Annotated in this window: 16 protein-coding genes, 5 tRNA genes and 1 riboswitch; of the genes, 15 read left to right on the forward strand and 6 right to left on the reverse strand. The window is 60.1% G+C overall.

The features are described from left to right. The first annotated feature begins 13 nt into the window (after positions 1-13). Genes astB through astE form a run of 3 tightly spaced genes read left to right on the forward strand, consistent with a single transcriptional unit; the run spans position 14 to position 2,727 of the window. The gene (gene astB / locus C4K39_RS16555; protein WP_068579502.1) at positions 14-1,360 is read left to right on the forward strand and encodes an N-succinylarginine dihydrolase; all 1,347 of its coding nucleotides are present in this window, start codon (positions 14-16) and stop codon (positions 1,358-1,360) included. A 56-nt stretch (positions 1,361-1,416) separates the two neighbouring features. Then, entirely contained in the window at positions 1,417-1,704 is a 288-nt protein-coding gene (locus C4K39_RS16560; protein ID WP_022640322.1) for a hypothetical protein, read from the forward strand. Positions 1,705-1,716: 12 nt separating this feature from the next. Continuing rightward, positions 1,717-2,727 (forward strand): succinylglutamate desuccinylase, encoded by a 1,011-nt coding sequence (gene astE / locus C4K39_RS16565; protein ID WP_068579386.1) that lies wholly within the window; start codon positions 1,717-1,719, stop codon positions 2,725-2,727. A gap of 52 nt (positions 2,728-2,779) precedes the next feature. Here astE and C4K39_RS16570 read toward each other — a convergent pair whose 3' ends face one another. After that, positions 2,780-3,289, reverse strand: coding sequence for a 6,7-dimethyl-8-ribityllumazine synthase (locus C4K39_RS16570; RefSeq protein WP_068579381.1), 510 nt, complete (start codon positions 3,287-3,289; stop codon positions 2,780-2,782). 120 nt (positions 3,290-3,409) lie between these two features. Further along, positions 3,410-3,580: riboswitch (FMN riboswitch) on the reverse strand. A 213-nt stretch (positions 3,581-3,793) separates the two neighbouring features. Between C4K39_RS16570 and ltaE the strand changes: the two genes are divergently transcribed. From ltaE to mgtE, 9 genes are all read left to right on the forward strand, one after another. After that, positions 3,794-4,798, forward strand: coding sequence for a low-specificity L-threonine aldolase (ltaE, locus tag C4K39_RS16575; protein ID WP_124347009.1), 1,005 nt, complete (start codon positions 3,794-3,796; stop codon positions 4,796-4,798). A 146-nt stretch (positions 4,799-4,944) separates the two neighbouring features. Beyond that, positions 4,945-7,569 (forward strand): alanine--tRNA ligase, encoded by a 2,625-nt coding sequence (gene alaS, locus C4K39_RS16580; RefSeq protein ID WP_124347010.1) that lies wholly within the window; start codon positions 4,945-4,947, stop codon positions 7,567-7,569. Between the two features lie 96 nt (positions 7,570-7,665). Then, a complete protein-coding gene (locus C4K39_RS16585; protein WP_124347011.1) occupies positions 7,666-8,907 on the forward strand; it encodes an aspartate kinase in 1,242 nt (413 codons plus the stop codon). 187 nt (positions 8,908-9,094) lie between these two features. Beyond that, positions 9,095-9,283 carry a carbon storage regulator CsrA gene (gene csrA, locus C4K39_RS16590; RefSeq protein WP_002554426.1) on the forward strand — a complete coding sequence of 63 codons (189 nt, stop codon included), beginning with the start codon at positions 9,095-9,097 and terminating at the stop codon, positions 9,281-9,283. A gap of 62 nt (positions 9,284-9,345) precedes the next feature. Then, positions 9,346-9,436: transfer RNA gene (locus C4K39_RS16595), tRNA-Ser, on the forward strand. A gap of 107 nt (positions 9,437-9,543) precedes the next feature. Then, positions 9,544-9,620, forward strand: a tRNA-Arg gene (locus C4K39_RS16600). Positions 9,621-9,692: 72 nt separating this feature from the next. Then, positions 9,693-9,769 (forward strand) — tRNA-Arg (locus C4K39_RS16605). Between the two features lie 71 nt (positions 9,770-9,840). Next, positions 9,841-9,917, forward strand: a tRNA-Arg gene (locus C4K39_RS16610). Positions 9,918-10,324: 407 nt separating this feature from the next. Continuing rightward, positions 10,325-11,767, forward strand: coding sequence for a magnesium transporter (mgtE, locus tag C4K39_RS16615; RefSeq protein ID WP_124347012.1), 1,443 nt, complete (start codon positions 10,325-10,327; stop codon positions 11,765-11,767). A gap of 107 nt (positions 11,768-11,874) precedes the next feature. Here mgtE and C4K39_RS16620 read toward each other — a convergent pair whose 3' ends face one another. Further along, positions 11,875-12,201, reverse strand: coding sequence for an Arc family DNA-binding protein (locus tag C4K39_RS16620; RefSeq protein WP_003204761.1), 327 nt, complete (start codon positions 12,199-12,201; stop codon positions 11,875-11,877). A 111-nt stretch (positions 12,202-12,312) separates the two neighbouring features. On the opposite strand from C4K39_RS16620, the gene C4K39_RS31550 reads away from it, so the two are divergent. Continuing rightward, on the forward strand, positions 12,313-12,471 hold the full coding sequence (locus tag C4K39_RS31550) for a hypothetical protein (protein WP_164487302.1): 159 nt from the start codon (positions 12,313-12,315) through the stop codon (positions 12,469-12,471). Between the two features lie 108 nt (positions 12,472-12,579). Further along, positions 12,580-13,161, forward strand: coding sequence for a phosphonate metabolism protein/1,5-bisphosphokinase (PRPP-forming) PhnN (phnN, locus tag C4K39_RS16625; protein ID WP_124347013.1), 582 nt, complete (start codon positions 12,580-12,582; stop codon positions 13,159-13,161). Here phnN and C4K39_RS16630 read toward each other — a convergent pair. Next, positions 13,136-13,315, reverse strand: coding sequence for a PA3371 family protein (locus C4K39_RS16630; RefSeq protein WP_124347014.1), 180 nt, complete (start codon positions 13,313-13,315; stop codon positions 13,136-13,138). The genes phnN and C4K39_RS16630 overlap by 26 nt on opposite strands. A gap of 549 nt (positions 13,316-13,864) precedes the next feature. Here C4K39_RS16630 and C4K39_RS16640 point away from each other — a divergent pair. Beyond that, positions 13,865-13,941: transfer RNA gene (locus C4K39_RS16640), tRNA-Arg, on the forward strand. Positions 13,942-14,337: 396 nt separating this feature from the next. Here the strand turns inward: C4K39_RS16640 and C4K39_RS16645 are convergent. Genes C4K39_RS16645 through C4K39_RS16655 form a run of 3 tightly spaced genes read right to left on the reverse strand, consistent with a single transcriptional unit; the run spans position 14,338 to position 18,568 of the window. Beyond that, on the reverse strand, positions 14,338-15,000 hold the full coding sequence (locus tag C4K39_RS16645) for a DUF1266 domain-containing protein (RefSeq protein ID WP_124347015.1): 663 nt from the start codon (positions 14,998-15,000) through the stop codon (positions 14,338-14,340). Beyond that, the gene (locus tag C4K39_RS16650) at positions 14,994-16,247 is read right to left on the reverse strand and encodes a hypothetical protein (protein WP_124347016.1); all 1,254 of its coding nucleotides are present in this window, start codon (positions 16,245-16,247) and stop codon (positions 14,994-14,996) included. Before C4K39_RS16650 ends, C4K39_RS16645 begins: the two co-directional genes overlap by 7 nt. Then, the gene (locus C4K39_RS16655; RefSeq protein WP_124347017.1) at positions 16,238-18,568 is read right to left on the reverse strand and encodes a hypothetical protein; all 2,331 of its coding nucleotides are present in this window, start codon (positions 18,566-18,568) and stop codon (positions 16,238-16,240) included. Before C4K39_RS16655 ends, C4K39_RS16650 begins: the two co-directional genes overlap by 10 nt. Positions 18,569-18,974 lie beyond the last annotated feature (406 nt).

Below are 18,974 nucleotides of genomic sequence, written 5' to 3' on the forward strand. Positions count from 1 at the left end.
TGGAGCCTCGCTGATGAAATCCTATGAAGTCAATTTTGACGGTCTAGTGGGGCCGACCCATAACTACGGCGGTTTGTCCTACGGCAACGTCGCCTCCCAGAGCAATAGCCAGCAGGGCTCCAATCCTAAAGAAGCGGCGTTGCAGGGCCTGGCGAAGATGAAGGCGCTGATGGACATGGGCTTCCAGCAGGGCGTGCTCGCCCCGCAGGAGCGTCCGGATGTGGCTGCGCTGCGTAGCCTGGGCTTTGCCGGAACGGATGCGCAGGTCATTCAGCAGGCGGCCAAGCAGGCCATGCCGTTGCTGGTCGCCAGTTGCTCGGCTTCGAGCATGTGGGTGGCCAACGCCGCCACCGTGAGCCCGAGTGCCGACACCGCCGATGGCCGTGTGCATTTCACCGCCGCCAACCTCAACTGCAAGTACCACCGCAGCATCGAGCACCCGACCACCAGCCGGGTACTGGGGGCGATGTTCGCCGACCAGAAGCACTTCGCCCACCACGCGGCCTTGCCGGCAGTGGCGCAGTTCGGTGATGAGGGCGCGGCCAACCACACGCGCTTCTGCCGTGACTACGGCCAGGCTGGCGTCGAGTTCTTCGTCTTTGGTCGCAGTGCTTTCGATACGCGCTACCCGGCTCCGCAGAAGTATCCGGCGCGCCAGACCCTGGAGGCGTCCCAGGCCGTGGCCAGGTTGCATGGGCTGGGCGAGGAGGGCGTGGTCTATGCCCAGCAGAACCCGGCAGTGATCGACCAGGGCGTGTTCCATAACGATGTGATCGCCGTGGGTAACGGCGAGGTGCTGTTCTACCACGAGGATGCCTTCCTCCACACCGACACGATGCTTGCCGAGCTGCAGGCCAAGCTGGGCAAGCGCGGCGCCAACTTCCAGGCGATCTGCGTGCCTCGCTCCCAGGTGTCGGTAGAGGACGCGGTACGCTCCTATCTGTTCAACAGCCAGCTGTTGTCTCGTGCCGATGGCAGCATGTTGCTGATCGTGCCTGAAGAGTGCCGCAGCAACGAGCGGGTCTGGCAATACCTGCAAAACCTCACCAGCTCAGGCGGCGTGATCCGCGAGGTGAAGGTCTTCGATCTCAAGCAGAGCATGCAGAACGGCGGTGGCCCGGCGTGCCTGCGCCTGCGCGTGGCGCTCAACGAAACCGAGTTGGCGGCGGTCAACCCTGGCGTGATCATGACCGCGCCGCTGTACGAGACCCTGACCCAATGGGTTGGCAAGCATTACCGCGATCGTCTGGCCGAAAGCGACTTGGCGGACCCGCAACTGCTGGTCGAGTGCCGGACGGCATTGGATGAGTTGACGCAAATCCTTAAACTGGGCGCGGTTTATCCTTTCCAGATCAATTGACAGCCCGCACCCGGACGATCCGGGTGCGGTGCTTCACCCCAGACGAGAACCGACCCATGAGCGATACCCTGCAACTGATCCTTGAAGATGCCGAAGGCGCCCAGCAGGAAACTTCCTGCACCCGTTTTGCGGTGTTGTGGCAAGGCAAGGAAGTGTGGATCCAGCAGGACGGCCGTGGCCAGTTGCTGATTGGCGTGGATGTGGAGGAGGGCGACGAGGAGTACGCCAGCCTGCTGCTGCGTCCGCTGGCGACCAACCTGGTCAGCCTGCAGTTGGAAATGGAGCCGGCCGACGCTGGCGACGACGATCACGTACACGGCCCTGGCTGCGGCCACGCTCACTAAGGAACGCGCTCTATGCTCGCCCTCGGCAAACTGCTTGAACTGACCCTCGCCGGCCGTGAACCGGCAGAGAAGACTCAACTGACTGTCGACGGCGTGCGCATGCGCTGGCTGAGCGAGGGGGCGCTGGAAGTGCGCCCCCCCGAGGCGCGCGACAACGGGCTGGACCTGTTGTTGTCCGCCGGCATCCACGGCAACGAGACCGCTCCCATCGAGTTGCTCGACCGCCTGTTGCATGACATCGCCCGGGGCGACCTGAAGCCCCGCGCCCGTATCCTGTTCCTGTTCGGCAATCCCGAGGCCATGCGCCGCGGCGAGCGTTTCGTCGAGCAGGATGTCAATCGACTGTTCAACGGCCGGCATGAGTTGAGCAGTGGTAATGAGGCCTTGCGCGCCTGTGAGCTGGAGCGCCTGGCGGCGAGTTTCTTCAGCGTGCCGGGGCGCGAGCGCCTGCACTACGACCTGCATACGGCCATTCGCGGTTCGAAGATCGAGCAGTTCGCCCTGTACCCATGGAAGGACGGGCGCCAGCATTCGCGTCGCGAACTGGCGCGCCTGCGGGCCTGCGGCATGGAGGCGGTGCTGTTGCAGAACAAGCCGTCGATCGTTTTCAGCGCCTACACCTACGATCAACTGGGCGCCGAGTCCTTCACCCTGGAGCTGGGCAAGGCCCGGCCGTTCGGGCAGAACCAGGGGGTCAATGTCGAGCGCCTGGAAACCCGGCTCAAGCAACTGATCGAGGGCAGCGAGCCGCCCGCAGAGCAGGACAGCCTCGAGGGATTGAAGTTGTTCAGTGTCTCTCGGGAAGTGATCAAGCACAGCGACAGCTTCCAACTGCACTTGCCAGCGGACGTGGAGAACTTTTCCGAATTGGAGATGGGTTACCTGCTGGCCGAGGACATTGCCCAGACCCGCTGGGTCATCGAGGAGAAGGGCGCGAGGATCATTTTCCCCAACCCCAAGGTCAAGAATGGCCTGCGTGCCGGGATCCTGATCGTGCCGGCCACGGCCGATGGCCTGAGCTGATACTGCAAGCCAACAAGGCAGCCCGCCGTGGCGGGTTGCCTTGTTGCAGTCCTTACACTGCGACTGCGCGTTGTTCGTTACGGCGCAGGGCGCGAGTCTTGTTCAGGGTGTCGGCGCAGGTGATGGCCGCCTCCCGACCCTTGACCACGAAGTGTTCGAAGAAGAACTTCTGGTGTTCTTCGCCCGCATGGAAATGATGCGGGGTCAGCACCACCGAGAACACCGGCACTTCGGTTTCCAATTGCACCTGCATCAGCCCGTTGATCACCGCCTGGCCGACGAAGTCGTGGCGGTAGAGGCCGCCGTCCACCACCAGGCCGGCCGCGACGATCCCGGTATAGCGACCGGACTTGGCCAGCAGCTTGGCTTGCAGCGGGATCTCGAAGGCGCCACCGACCTCGAAGAAGTCGATGTCGCTTTCCTGGTAGCCCTGGGCAAGCATTTCGGTGAGGAAGCCCTGGCGGCTCTGATCGACGATTTCCTTGTGCCAGCAAGCCTGGACAAAGGCGACGCGCTCGTTGGGATGGTGTTTGCTTTTGCTATCGATAGCAGAGAGTTGCATCTGTTCTGACTCCTGTTTGTATGAAAAACAGGGCATGCATGAATCGAATGGGATTCAAGGGTGCGCGCAGGGCCCGCGTGGATTACCCACGACGGTTCTGCAGCGGCCCTTCGGTGCTAATCCCGTTCTCTCTTCATCCGGACTATGACCGTCGGCCCCGGGATCACACCGGGTCTGCTGACCTTGTCATCACCTGCAGGCAAGCTGCCGATGGTGCCAAGCGCTCGCGGGCTATGCACATTGCGTGCAATTACCGCCGGTGGGGAATTACACCCCGCCCTGAGAACGTGTGCCCGTGGCTTTGGCCCGGGCGGTGGATTTTTAACACAGTCTGCCCAGGAAAACATCGTACCTTTGGGTTCTTGTCAGATTTTTCCTGCTCAGGATCAGTTTTTTCTAAAGTTGTTGCTTGATTATTCGGGGGTGAGACGGCAGTAATTCATGTCCGAAAGGGAATTCCCTGTCTTAACCGGGCCCGAGGGGCCAGCAGCGAGGCCAGATGTGATGAGCGTGATCGATCTTCGTAGTGACACCGTGACCCAGCCGACTCCCGGCATGCTCGATGCCATGGCCAGCGCCCGCACCGGGGACGACGTGTACGGCGAGGATCCGACGGTCAACCAGCTGGAAGCCGAGCTGGCCAGGCGCCTGGGGTTCGCTGGGGCGCTGTTCGTGCCTTCCGGCACGATGAGCAATCTGCTGGCGCTGATGGCTCATTGCGAGCGTGGCGACGAATACATCGTCGGGCAGCAAGCCCACACCTACAAATACGAGGGCGGTGGCGCGGCGGTGCTGGGCTCGATCCAGCCGCAACCACTGGAGGTCCAGGCCGATGGTTCGCTGGACCTGGACCAGGTGGCAGCGGCGATCAAGCCCGATGACTTCCATTTCGCCCGTACTCGCCTGCTGGCGCTGGAAAACACCATGCAGGGCAAGGTCCTACCGTTGGGTTATCTGGCCCAGGCGCGCGCATTCAGTCGCGAGCACGGCTTGGCCCTGCACTTGGATGGCGCGCGCTTGTATAACGCAGCCGTGAAGCTGGGGGTGGAGGCCCGCGCCATTACCGAGCACTTCGATTCGGTGTCGGTATGCCTGTCAAAAGGGTTGGGGGCGCCGGTCGGGTCGGTGCTTTGCGGTTCCAGCGAGCTGATTGGCAAGGCCCGGCGCCTGCGCAAGATGGTCGGTGGCGGCATGCGTCAGGCTGGAGGGCTGGCGGCCGCGGGCTTGTATGCCCTGGATCATCAGGTGCAGCGTTTGGCGGACGACCACGCCAACGCGCAGTTGTTGGCCGAAGCCTTGCGCGCGGCGGGTTACAGCGTCGAGCCGGTGCAGACCAATATGGTCTATGTGCAGTTGGGTGAGCGGGCCGAGGCCCTCAAGGCCTTTGCGGGTGAGCGGGGTGTGCGTCTGAGCGCCGCACCAAGGATGCGCCTGGTGACTCATCTGGACGTCGAGCGTGGGCAAATCGACCAAGTGGTGAACACTTTTGCCGAGTTTTCTCGCAAGTGACAGTGTTCTCCGTCCAATTGACTGTTTGTATCGTACAAACACACTGTACCAAGTGATTAACGCCGATATAATGCGGCCCTTTGCCGTCGTTTCGTCTGTTGACGTTGCGCACAGGCCTTTGGCCGCAGTCTCCGTGGAAGAACCTAATGAAAAGCGCAGAAATCCGTGAAGCCTTCCTCCGCTTCTTCGAAGAGCAGGGCCACACCCGTGTAGCCTCCAGCTCCTTGATCCCAGGCAACGACCCAACCTTGCTGTTCACCAACGCGGGGATGAACCAGTTCAAGGACTGCTTCCTGGGCCAGGAAAAGCGCGCCTATACCCGCGCTGTCAGCAGCCAGAAGTGCGTCCGCGCCGGTGGCAAGCACAACGACCTGGAAAACGTCGGTTATACCGCACGTCACCACACCTTCTTCGAAATGCTGGGCAACTTCAGCTTCGGCGACTATTTCAAGCGTGACGCCATCACCTTCGCCTGGACCTTCCTGACTTCCGAGAAGTGGCTGAACCTGCCGAAGGAAAAGCTCTGGGTCACCGTCTACGCCACCGACGACGAGGCCTACGACATCTGGACCCAGGAAGTCGGGGTTCCGGCCGAGCGTATGGTGCGCATTGGCGACAACAAAGGCGCGCCTTACGCCTCCGACAACTTCTGGACCATGGGCGACACCGGTCCTTGCGGCCCTTGCACCGAGATCTTCTACGATCACGGCGCCGATATCTGGGGCGGCCCACCCGGCTCGCCGGAAGAAGACGGCGACCGCTACATCGAGATCTGGAACAACGTCTTCATGCAGTTCAACCGCACCGCCGACGGCGTGCTGCACCCGCTGCCAGCGCCGTCGGTGGATACCGGCATGGGCCTGGAGCGCGTCAGTGCCGTACTGCAGCACGTGCATTCGAACTACGAGATCGACCTGTTCCAGAACCTGCTGGCCGCAGCGGCCAAGGCGATCGGTTGCAGCAACGACGGCCAGGCCTCGCTGAAAGTCGTGGCCGACCACATCCGCTCCTGCGGTTTCCTGATCGCCGATGGCGTGCTGCCTTCCAACGAAGGTCGCGGCTATGTGCTGCGTCGGATCATTCGCCGTGCGTGCCGCCATGGCAACAAGCTGGGCGCCAAGGGCAGCTTCTTCTACCAGATCGTTGCTGCGCTGGTGGCCGAGATGGGCGAGGCCTTCCCCGAGCTCAAGAGCCAGCAGGCGCATATCGAGCGTGTGCTCAAGGCCGAAGAAGAGCAGTTCGCCAAGACCCTGGAGCAGGGCCTGAAGATCCTCGAGCAGGATCTGGCCGAGCTCAAGGGCAGCGTGGTTCCGGGTGACGTGGTGTTCAAGCTCTATGACACCTACGGTTTCCCCATGGACCTGACGGGTGACATCGCCCGTGAGCGTAACCTGACCCTGGACGAGGAAGGTTTCGAGCGCGAGATGGAAGCCCAGCGTGTACGCGCTCGCTCCGCCAGTTCCTTCGGCATGGACTACAACAGCCTGGTCAAGGTCGATGTGGCCACCGAGTTCACCGGTTATCACGCCACCAGCGGCTCGGCCAAGGTGGTTGCTCTCTATAAGGAAGGGCAATCGGTCGAGGTGCTGGGCGAAGGCGAGGAGGGCGTGGTGATCCTCGACCAGACCCCGTTCTACGCTGAGTCCGGTGGCCAGATCGGTGACTGCGGGTTCCTGGCAGCCGGTGGCGCGCGTTTCGATGTACGCGACACCACCAAGACCGGTGGTGCTTTCCTGCATCACGGCGTACTGGTCAAGGGCAGCCTGAGCGTTGGCGCCTCGGTTGAAACCCAGGTCGACGCCGACGTGCGTCATGCCACTTCGCTGAACCACTCGGCTACCCACTTGCTGCACGCGGCCTTGCGCCAGGTGTTGGGCGAGCATGTGCAGCAGAAGGGCTCGCTGGTGGACAGCCAGCGCCTGCGTTTCGACTTCAGCCACTTCGAAGCGATCAAGCCGGAGCAGATCAAGGCGTTGGAAGACATCGTCAACGCCCAGATCCGCAAGAACACCGCGGTGGAAACCGAAGAGACCGACATCGACACCGCCAAGAAGAAGGGCGCCATGGCGCTGTTCGGCGAGAAGTATGGCGATAGCGTGCGCGTGCTGAGCATGGGCGGCGACTTCTCGGTCGAGCTGTGTGGCGGTATCCACGCCAATCGTACCGGCGACATCGGCCTGTTGAAGATCACCAGCGAAGGTGGTGTGGCTGCCGGTGTTCGGCGTATCGAGGCGGTCACCGGTGCTGCGGCCCTGGCCTACCTCAATGCGGGCGAAGAGCAACTCAAGGAAGCGGCGGTCCTGGTCAAGGGCAGCCGTGACAACCTGATCGACAAGCTGGCGGCGGTGCTTGAGCGCAACCGCCTGCTGGAGAAACAGCTGGAGCAACTGCAAGCCAAGGCGGCAGCGGCTGCCGGTGATGACCTGTCTTCCCAGGCGGCCGACATCAAAGGCGTAAAAGTACTGGCGGCACGGCTCGATGGCCAGGATGGCAAGGCGCTGCTGGCGCTGGTGGATCAGTTGAAAAACAAACTCGGCCGCGCAGTGATCCTGCTCGGCAGTGTCCATGAGGAAAAGGTCGTACTGGTTGCTGGCGTGACCAAGGACCTGACTGGCCAACTCAAAGCCGGTGATTTGATGAAACAAGCCGCTGCCGCGGTGGGCGGTAAGGGCGGTGGTCGTCCAGACATGGCACAGGGTGGTGGTGTGGATGCCGCTGCTCTGGATGCCGCGTTGGCCCTGACCGTGCCATTTGTCGAGCAGGGCATTTAAGGCTCCGAGCGGGCTTCGTCGTCTAGTGGCGAGGCCCGCGCTGTGCAGTTTTATTGTTTAACGGGCGCCCCTTGACGGGCTGAGGCGGCTTAGAAAATGGCTTTGATCGTACAGAAATTTGGAGGCACTTCGGTCGGCTCTATCGAGCGGATCGAGCAGGTTGCCGACAAGGTGAAGAAGTTCCGCGAAGCTGGCGACGACCTGGTGATTGTGCTGTCGGCGATGAGTGGCGAAACCAACCGCCTGATCGATCTGGCCAAGCAGATCAGTGGTGAATCCCAGCCGGTTCCCCGTGAGCTGGATGTGATCGTGTCCACGGGTGAGCAGGTGACCATCGCGTTGTTGGCCATGGCCTTGATCAAGCGTGGTATCCCGGCGGTGTCCTACACCGGCAACCAGGTCCGCATCCTGACTGATAGCGCTCACAATAAAGCGCGAATCCTGCAGATCGATGATCAGAAGATTCGTGGCGACCTGAAGGCTGGTCGTGTGGTTGTCGTTGCCGGGTTCCAGGGTGTTGACGAGCACGGCAACATTACAACCCTGGGCCGTGGTGGCTCCGATACTACGGGTGTGGCGCTAGCAGCGGCCTTGAAGGCTGACGAGTGCCAGATCTACACCGATGTGGATGGCGTCTACACCACTGACCCGCGGGTGGTTGCCCGGGCCCAGCGCCTGGACAAGATCACCTTCGAGGAAATGCTGGAGATGGCCAGCCTCGGTTCCAAGGTGCTGCAGATCCGTGCGGTCGAGTTTGCCGGTAAGTACAACGTTCCGCTGCGCGTGTTGCACAGCTTCCAAGAGGGTCCGGGCACCCTCATTACTATTGATGAAGAGGAATCCATGGAACAGCCGATCATTTCCGGCATCGCTTTTAATCGCGATGAAGCCAAGCTGACTATCCGTGGCGTGCCAGACAACCCTGGCGTGGCCTTCAAGATCCTTGGCCCCATCAGTGCAGGGAACATCGAAGTCGACATGATCGTGCAGAACGTTTCGCACGATAACACCACCGATTTCACCTTCACTGTGCATCGCAACGACTATCTGGCCGCACAGAATGTGCTGGAGAACACCGCGCGTGAAATCGGCGCACGGGAAGTGGTCGGCGATACCGACATCGCCAAGGTCTCGATCGTGGGTGTCGGCATGCGCTCCCATGCGGGCGTGGCCAGCCGGATGTTCGAGGCGCTGGCCAAGGAGAGCATCAATATCCAGATGATCTCCACCTCCGAAATCAAGGTTTCGGTCGTGATCGAAGAGAAATACCTGGAGCTGGCGGTACGTGCCCTGCACACCGCGTTCGAGCTCGACGCGCCAGCCCGACAGGGCGAGTGATGCGTGTTTGAAAGGGGCGCGGTCTGACCGCGCCCTTTGTGTTTTTGATCGGCGTGGAAGAAAGCTGTTCTTTCGTCCACGCTAGTCAATACTTAGGCGTGTAGGACTACTGCCGACCAGGTTGTAGGCCGACACCCTTTTTTTTGCAGACTGTAGTCCCTGAAATGTAATGCGTGAGGAGAAAGGTATGCTGATTCTGACTCGTCGGTGCGCAGAAAGCTTGATCATTGGTGATGGCGAAATCACCGTGACGGTGCTCGGCGTCAAAGGTAATCAAGTGCGTATTGGTGTCAACGCCCCCAAAGAAGTGGCGGTTCACCGCGAGGAAATCTACCTGCGGATAAAGAAAGAGAAGGACGAAGAACCAAGCCATTAATTTTTCTCGTTTTTTTTGTTTGCAAACGGGGAGAAAGGTGGTTAATATACGCCCCGTGTTGCGGAGAGCTGGCCGAGTGGCCGAAGGCGCTCCCCTGCTAAGGGAGTACACCTCAAAAGGGTGTCGGGGGTTCGAATCCCCCGTTCTCCGCCATTATTTGCTTAGCACGTCGTAATCTGGCTTCTTCTGTAAGTTATTGAATTTACTAGAAAAAGTGCTTAACAAAATGATTTGACGGGCTATAATGCGCGGCAACATATGCACTCGTAGCTCAGCTGGATAGAGTACTCGGCTACGAACCGAGCGGTCACAGGTTCGAATCCTGTCGAGTGCACCATTTAAGAGTTAGTTATAGCAATATGAATAACTCGGTTTCAGCCAGTTGTGGTCTGGTCTAAAAGCACAAAATGCACTCGTAGCTCAGCTGGATAGAGTACTCGGCTACGAACCGAGCGGTCACAGGTTCGAATCCTGTCGAGTGCACCATTTAAGAGTTAGTTGTAGCGATATGAATAACTCGGTTTCAACCAGTTGTGGTCTGGTCTAAAAGCACAAATGCACTCGTAGCTCAGCTGGATAGAGTACTCGGCTACGAACCGAGCGGTCACAGGTTCGAATCCTGTCGAGTGCACCATATATCAAAAAGCCCGTATCGAAAGATACGGGCTTTTTGTTTTTAGCGATTTTTATCTTCTCTCTTTCTTCTTCGTTCGTCTGGAACGGCTGGTCCCGTGTGCAGTCGAATCCCTTGTGCGCCACAGGCTTTTTTCTCTCGGTGTGTGTTTTCTTTTTTCGCCGAAGCGTCGCAGTTTCGTAGATTCGGGCTTTGCTCAGGTTTATGTCGCAAGCGCTTGTTCTTGCCGTGATTTTTTAGCGTCTAAAACCGCCAGGCGGTGTATGATTGCGCCCGTCAGCCCCGCCGGGGCTTGTGGAATATCTCCATGGACTTACCCAGTAGTTACTCAGTATCTCGTTTTCACAATCATGAACTGACTGATTGATCCTTCCGGCGTGCTCCTCTGCTGGGAGTGGAGTTCGCCTATGACCGAAGTAGAAGTAAAGAAAACGCAGGAAAGCCTGCAGGACCGCCTCGCTCAGGTCGTTGAGCTACTGCAGCGCCAGCGAGTGGTCGAAGACCTGACGCATCGTCAGGAAGGCCACCATCATGACCGGGTGGAAAACCTGGTCCATCGGCAGAATCTGGTCGAGTTGCAGCGCAAGCTCGATGACCTGCACTCCGCCGACGTCGCCTATATCCTCGAAGCCTTGCCCCTGGAAGAACGTCTGACCGTCTGGCAGTTGGTCAAGGCCGAGCGTGACGGCGACATCCTTCTCGAAGTATCCGACTCCGTACGTGAAACCCTGATCGCCGACATGGACGATCATGAGCTCCTGGCTGCGGCCAAGGAGATGGACGCCGACGAACTTGCTGACCTGGCTCCCGAGCTGCCGCGAGACGTTGTCCATGAGCTGATGGAGGCTCTTGACGGGCAGCAGCGTGAGCGCGTTCGTTCTGCGTTGTCCTATGACGAAGAGCAAGTCGGCGCATTGATGGACTTCGAGATGGTGACCATCCGCGAGGATGTCAGCCTTGAAGTGGTCCTGCGTTACCTGCGGCGCCTGAAGGAGCTACCCGGCCATACTGACAAGTTGTTCGTCGTGGACTACGACGGTGTGCTCAAGGGTGTGCTGCCGATCAAGCGACTGTTGGTCAATGACCCTGAAAAGCAGGTCGCAGAAGTCATGGCCAGCGATCCGGTGAGTTTTCATCCCGATGAAGATGCCTATGACGCTGCCCAGGCATTCGAGCGTTATGACCTTATTTCGGCACCGGTGGTCGATAAGAACGACAAGCTGATTGGACGTTTGACCATCGATGAAATGGTCGACCTGATCCGCGAGGAGAGCGAGAGCGAAGTCCTCAGCATGGCCGGTCTGCGTGAGGAGGAAGACATCTTCGCGTCGGTGTGGAAGTCCCTGCGCAACCGTTGGGCCTGGTTGGCGATCAACCTGATTACGGCATTCCTGGCATCTAGGGTGATTGGCCTGTTCGAGGGCTCCATCGAGAAGCTGGTGGCGCTGGCGGCGCTGATGCCCATTGTTGCCGGGATAGGCGGCAACTCGGGTAACCAGACCATCACCATGATTGTGCGGGCGATGGCCTTGGATCAGGTGAGCACTGGTAATACCTCGCGGCTGATGCGCAAGGAACTGGCGGTAGCCTTGATCAACGGCCTCATCTGGGGTGGGGTGATCGGTGCCGTGGCCTACATGCTCTATGGAAGCTGGTCGCTAGGGGTGGTCATGACGGCCGCCATGACCTTGAATCTGTTGCTGGCGGCCCTCATGGGGGTATTGATCCCTATGACCCTGGCGCGCCTGGGGCGGGATCCAGCGATGGGCGCCAGTGTGATGATCACCGCTATGACCGACAGCGGTGGCTTTTTCATTTTCCTTGGCCTGGCGACCATCTTCCTGCTCTAAACCCATTTGCATGCCGGTTTTCTATCGAAGCGCCTTGATGGCGCTTCGTTGTTTTTGCGGGCAAAAAAAAGCCAGCTATTAGGCTGGCTTGAGTGTTCTGGGTGAAATCAGGTGGCGTCTGCGGCCATTTCGGCGTCATGGGCGATCAGCGAGACCAAGGCGTTCTGCTGGCGATGTGAGAGTTGGCGGAAACGTTGAAGCAGTTCGCGTTCATGCAAGGACAGTTCGGGGCTGTCCAGGCGCATGCTTAGCTCTTCACCCAAGGCGCCTTCCTGAATAAGACTCTGTTCCAGGCGCGCGATGATTTCGGAGTTCATGCTGCGATGATGGTTGCGAGCCACCTCGGCAATGCGTTCACGCATCCCGTCGGGCAGACGTACGACGAACTTGTCAGCCGTACGGCTGGAATAAATTGCCTGTTTCAATGGGCGCATATATTTAACCGGTTAGTTCAGGGGAGCGGTTCTCGGAATTGGCCGCGGGCTGTTTTTTAGGACAAGCCTGATTGCCAAATGTTCAACCTGAATTGTTAAGAGGCCCGCATCATGCCTCAAGATCGCCAGATCATTGGCGCCAATTCTGTGACAAATATTGAACTGGATAAAGGCGTTATGCCAGCACCAATTATCAGAAATGCGGACTGGTTTGAAAAGATCGCTGATCCGCGTTGTTGGCCGCATTCTCTCTTCCTGCGAGAGCGCTGATGCACTAGCGAAGGTGCACGCGATGCGGGTGAGCATCATAATCCCTACCTGTTAGAGGATAGTGGCAAATGGCCGATTTACTAGTGGCACTGCTCGGGGATGCGTTCCATGCCAGGTAGACTCATTTATTTGATGGGACCTTCGGGAGCTGGCAAAGATACTCTGATCGATGCGGCCAAGCCGTCATTGAGGGAGTTGGGTTGCGAGGTCGCAAGACGGGTCATTACGCGTTCAGCCGAGTCGGTGGGAGAGGACGCTCACGAAGTCTCGGTCGAGGAATTCGAGCGGCAGGCGGTACGCGGAGATTTCGCCTTGTCATGGCGAGCCAATGGCTTGGGTTATGGGATTCCAGCCCAGATCGATCAATGGCTGGCTCAAGGACGCCATGTCTTGGTCAACGGTTCACGAGGGTACCTGTCCCAGGCCCGGCAACGCTATCCAGGCCTGATTGCGATCGTTCTGACGGTGAACACCGAGGTATTGCGCCAGCGCTTGCTGCGCAGGGCCAGGGAAGACCTGTCGGAGATCGAGAATCGCCTGCGGCGCAATGAGCAATTCGCCGATTCAGCCTGGTTGGAGGAGCAGCAGGTAGTACGCCTGGATAACTCCGCGCAATTGCAGGACACCCTGCAGTATCTACTGGAGATACTGCGCCAGCATGGGATCAGCGCAGTACCGGATCGAACTTGATCTTGCGTCCGGCAAGCAATGCAACCAGCGACAAGCAGAAGAACAAGCCGCAGGCGGCCAAGGAAATGTGGCTGAGCGTTTCCTCGGGCAATGCCATGGCGGCAATGCCACTGAGGAGCGTCAGGATAAGCAGGCTTTTCGCTGCGGTGGACATAAATGGCTTCCGATATCGTGGTCTTAGAACGCCCAGTGTTGTGTAGGCCCTGGAGCCTGCTGCAGAGGCTGCCCTGTAGCAATCCGGGTCACATCCCCAGGTTCTACCTGAGTCTTGAGGATGGCCAATCGTGGGGCTAGGCGTTGGCCGTAATGGGTAGAGGAGAGGGGGCTGGAGACTGCATCGTCGGGTTGAAAGTGAAAGGCCACCAATATGGCGATGGCTGTCGCATTCAGGAGAAACAGGACGCTGTTCATGGGCACCATCTCTAGGCTGCTTGTTCCGGGGAATAAAGCAGGCCGCGTGCCAGAAGTCTACAGGTCGTCAAACCCCATAAAAACAACAAGTTATATGTGGATTACGGTAGCGACGAATTGCACTTTGCAATAATGGCTTTTTGCAGTGATGCAATTTGCACGATGATGGGCTGCCGATTGCTCTTGCGTCTTGGTGTTTCCTGTAAAAAGCCCTACGCACGACATGACAAATACGGCGTTGGTCGTTAACATGCACGCCGTCCTTTGTGCCGTATCAGGCACTTACCTCCGGGTCTCAGTAGCTCAATTGGATAGAGCATCCCCCTCCTAAGGGGAAGGTTGGCAGTTCGAACCTGCCCTGGGACACCATCTCCCTCTCCGTATCCATAACAGTGCATTGCCTTATCCGGGCAACGGGTACCCTGATTGCAGATCAAGGCCCGTGCAGAGCTGTTTGCGTTGTTCTCAAGTCATTCGCCACAAGATGAACAAACGTCCAAGCATGTAGGTGAAAACCATCATCGTCAGAACCCAGAATCGTCCGGCCGGCAGGCTGGAGCTGGTTTGGATCAGGACGGTAATCAGTGGGGCTATGTGGGACACGGTGCAACCTCCATTTTTCTGTGGGCATGAAAAAGCCCCAGGACATCGTCTGTACCTGGGGCTTTCATCGTGAGAGCTTGGGATTTATCTAGAGTGCAACTTAAATCCTCGGCTTGTGTGTCTCACGTGTGAGACTGCCCATAGTGAGGGTTTTCCCGATCCTCACTCGGTTGCCGGGCTGAATGCCGGCAAGCCCTGCCACGCCACTGCTGCCCAGGCCCCACCGTCGGCCGCGAGCAAGTGCTTGAGGCTTTCCTCGTTGAAGGTGCTCCCCAGGGCGTCTGCCCTGAAGGCGGCCACCCATTGCCGGCGCCCCTGCATGAAGGCCTGTCCGAAGTCTTCCCAGCTGTCGAAGCAGTCCTGGGCCCGCTGGGCGTTGAGCAACATGATGCGCCAGCCGCTGTCGGCCTCCAGCCAGCCCATCAGCGTTGCGCAACGGGCGAAGAATGCGCTGCGCACGCAGGCGAAGGCAACGGCGGCTCGTGGATCGTCGCTGGGGTTCAGGCCATGCAGGTCGATACGAAACCACTGGCGTTCCAAGGTGGAGTTCAGGTGGTTGCGAACTTCATCGTCGCTGGCATTGCTGCGAAAGCCGATCTGGTGGAGCAACGGAGCCCTGAGGGTGTCCTTGGCCTGGTCGGCGAAATAGGTGGTCTCGGGATCGAAGAAACCGGTCATGCCGGTGGCATCCACCATGGGTTGCGCCAGTGTCAGGGCCCAGCGCTTGCGTGGGGTGAAGACCACCAGGGAGGTGGGGCTGGAGCGGCGGCGCAAGTAACCCCAGACCAGCCAGGCGCCGAATAGGAGGCCGATGACTGTCAGCATGATTTCCCCCGCTGCCTGCTGGCTTGCCAGGTGCAAATGGACTCGGCCTGGGCTGGAGACATGTCTTTCCATGGCACGCCTTCGGTGCGATACAACGGGTCCTCCAGGCGGGGCTGCGGCCAAGGGCTTTTCTTGTAGACATGCCGGATGGCGTAGCGCACAGCCGGGGCCTCGGGTTCGTTTTCCAGCAACAGGTCGCACTGGCGAGCCGCCACCAGCCACTGGACCATGGGCGAGGGCGAGTCCAGTCGCGAGAACAGCTGTGGGTAGCGCGATACCAGGCGTGTCTGGGCTTCGGGCTCACTGACTTCTTCGATGTGCAGCCACCCTGTTTCGGTGCGCACGATTCCGATCGCGATGCAGTCGTCCGGCGTCTGTTGGTCGGTACCTAGGGTATTGAGGAGCGCCAGCAGGTCATGGAAGTAGCGCTCGACAGGTGGACGGTTCTGCTTGCCCTTGACCTGCTCCACGGTCAGTGAGCCGCTGCCCTGGACAATCAGGCTGACCGTGATATGGGGCTGGCCCTGGGCATCGCGCAGGCTGAAGACCCGCATGTCCTGTTGCTCAACGGCCTCGGCGTAGCGCTCGCCATAGCCACCGGTCAAGGCTCGGCGGTTGGCGAACTGCCCCAGGCAGTGGCGCATCACATAGCTTTCAAACGCCATCTCGGCCCGTAGCAGTGGGCTGTCGCTGCGCATTTCCACCCAGGTGTGCTCGGCGCAGGTCACCGTGACCTGCAAGGCATCGGCCGAACTCTGGCGCCAGCCCTGGTCGACCCGGGCTGCCATTTGCGCATGTTCCTTCTCCCACAGCGCCAGGGCCTGGGGGCAGTTGATGCGGTCGAGCTTGCCCTCCAGGGCCGTGCCCTTGCGCGACACCAGGAACTCCACCAGCCGGGCCTCTTGTGCCAGCAGCTGGGGTTGTGCCGGGTCGATCCATACCAGGGGCGCCACGTTGGTGGAGGCATCCGCTTCCTGGGCCTTGGCGGCACTGAAGTGTCCGGCTACCCAGGCCGGTAGCCCAGCGCTCCCCAGGGCCTGGGCAGCGTCATCCAGGTTGTGGATGCTCCGTGCCGGCTCAAAGTTGCCAGCCAGGTGCCGGTAGAAGTGGTTGAGCAGCCAGCCTTGCACGGCGGCGTCGTCTTCCCGGGCCTGGCTGCGTTGCTTGATGCCACGCTTGAGTTCATCGGCATTGAGCAGGTTGCGCGCTGCGTAGCTGGAGTTGCGCTTGTCGGTGGCTACTTCCATAGCTGCCACCAGCTCTTCTTGGTGGCAGGGGCGGCAGGCGCCTGCAGCTCGGCCACGATCGACTCGATCCGGGCGCGGCATTGCACGTCGTAGTCTTTGCTCGGGTCGCAAAGGGCCAGGGTCCGGGCGCAATACTCGAGGGCTTCTTCAGTGCGCCCACGAGCCTTGAAGTAGTCCACCGAACAGGACATCACCGACACCTCGTTCATTTCCAGTACGCAGGGCTCATAGCGCTGCCACAGGCTGTCGGCGTTGTCGGGGTGGGTGGGGGCCAGGTAGCGCGCCAGCTTGATCCGGTCGAACAGCGCCGAGGAGTCCAACTGTTGATCGCTGATCTCCTGGGCTTGCTGCCAGTTGAGCAGGCGTTCCAGCCAGATGAGGATTTCACTGTCGCGGTCCAGCGAGTACAGGGCGTAGGCCACCGAGACGATGTAGCTCTCTGGATTGTGACGGCTGTAGCCGTAGTCCATCGAGAAATGCCACAGCTGCTCCGCGGCTTCGGCGATGCCCGGGTAGTCGTCCATCGCGATACGGGCGCTGAGCACTCCGTTGAAGTGCTCGGCGAAGGAGCTGGCGGCAATGCCTCGCTGGTGCAGTTCGATGGCATCTGCGTAGCGCTGTTGTTCGTTGTAGCAACGGTAGTTGATCGCCAGGTTGTTGCAGAGCATCGAGTACAGGTGGGCACAGCCATCGAACGGGTGGCCACTGCCGGTGGCGAAGTAGCGCTCCATGTGGGCCTGGCCTTGTTCATAAGCGTCTTTCTGGGCATCGCGCAGCAGCGAGTAGGCTTCGTCGCGAGCCTCGCCAGGCAGTTTGTCGGCCTCCGGCTCCGCCAGTTCCTCCATGGTCAGCGCGTAGTTGTAGGCGTAATTGCCGCTGGCCAGCTCCGGCCGGTGTTGCTTGAGCGCTTCGATGACACCCAGCTTGCGCACCAACGCCACGAACAGGGCATAGGCACTGCGATTATCGTGCAGGCGACCGGCCTGGGTGGCCTGTTGCAGCAGCTCGACCTCAGTGGCCGCGTCGATCAGATTACGGTCGGCGTCGTGTACGGCGGCCAGGCGCTTGATCCAGGGCTGTTCGGGGTTGCGCCGCAGCGCCTCGGCCCGGGCTTCGTCGAACAACCGATCGAGCTGCTCCAGGTCATCGACTGCGGCATACAGGGCGGCCAGCAGCGGTGTGGTCGCCGGCTCCTCCTGGGCGATTGGCGGCAGTGCGTCGAGGAATATCTGCAACAGCTCGCTGGTGACACAGGCGCGCATGATGCAAATCGGCCACCAGGCGTTGTGGTCTTCCGGGTCCTTGAGGCGCTCGAGCACCAGGCGCGCCACCGGCGGCCACATCTCCGACTGGCGGTCGTAAATATCCAGGAACGCACGATGGCCAGCTTCCTCCAGGCGTCCGGCTTCCTGCAGCCAGGGCAGCTCATACTCGATGAAGCTGTTGCCACCGCCGCTATCCAGGCTCATCGCTGCGACATGACAGATCTTCAGGGCACCGTTCAGGTCGCCCTGGGCGTGCAGGGAACGGGCCGCCAGGCGTGCGATGCGCACGTCCCACTCGCGGCGCCGGGGTTGCGACAGACCGGCCGTGAGCTGGGCGATCGGTTGCTCGAACAGGGCCAGGCGCAGCGGGATGATTTCAATCAGCGAGTTGCCCAGCCACAGCCAGTCACCTTCGTCGATATCCTGATCGGGGCTGGCGTTGCGGATGACGTTGATCGCGTCCAAGGCTGCGGCGCGGGCTTCTTCGTCACGCTCATGGCGCGCCAGCGCCAGGGCGCGGCGTCGATGCCGGTCGGCGTCGTCCCAGGCTCGCAGGGCGGCGCGTTCGGGGTTGATCAGGGCCAGCGCATAGCGCACTTCGACGGTCTTGAGTGCGACTTCGATACTGCCCAGTTCCAGCTGGTCGAAGATCCGGTAGCGCCGGTAGTACTCGACATCGAAGTCCAGGGTCTGCGTGGCCATCTGGTTGAGTTTTTCCAGCACTTGCAGCAGTGCCGGTTCGTCATCCAGGTAGTTGGCGACCTGCAGACGCAGGATATCCAGGTTGATCTGCAACTCGTCGCGTGCTGCGTCCCCTGAGGCTTGCAGCAGGGCGTCGCCGTCCCGGTCGATGACGGCTCGGGCGGCAACCGAGTCGCCGGCCTGCATCCACAAGGTGTGCAGGCGAGCGATGGAGCCCAGGGAGTCGGCGAATAGAGGCTGTGCTTGCAACTGAGCCAGCAGGGTATCGGTTTCCTGCTCTTGCTGTTGCGCTTCGAGGCGGTCCATGAACTGTTCCAGTTCAATACCGGTAATCACACTGCTGTCCTGCGCCATCGTTAACTCCATTGAATAATGCTGTGTGCATCCATTGATGCATCGTCTGGCAGACCGACTCGCCTATGTCGCTGAGGCCCTCCTCGGGTGCCTACCGACTCTTCGGCGCCTGGCCTGCAAGCTCTGGCCGCTGACGATCGGTGTGTCGCGACCGGGTGGGGGAGGCGACAAGAACGATCGGGGCTTCGAGGCGCTGCACGCTATCAGGTGATGTTACAGAAATCCAAGATTTCCCAGGCTGGCCAAGACCATTTTCCCGGTGTTTTTATCGGCGCTGGCCAAATCGCAACATGCACTGGCCAAGGCGCAATAAATGCAATCGATCGCCTATAAGGGAATGCTCGGTCCGGCCGATAACCTGCGATGGACAATTGTGTTCCCAAGCGGCGACCTGCATCACAGGCCA

This window comes from Pseudomonas sessilinigenes (genome assembly GCF_003850565.1).
Taxonomy (GTDB): domain Bacteria; phylum Pseudomonadota; class Gammaproteobacteria; order Pseudomonadales; family Pseudomonadaceae; genus Aquipseudomonas; species Aquipseudomonas sessilinigenes.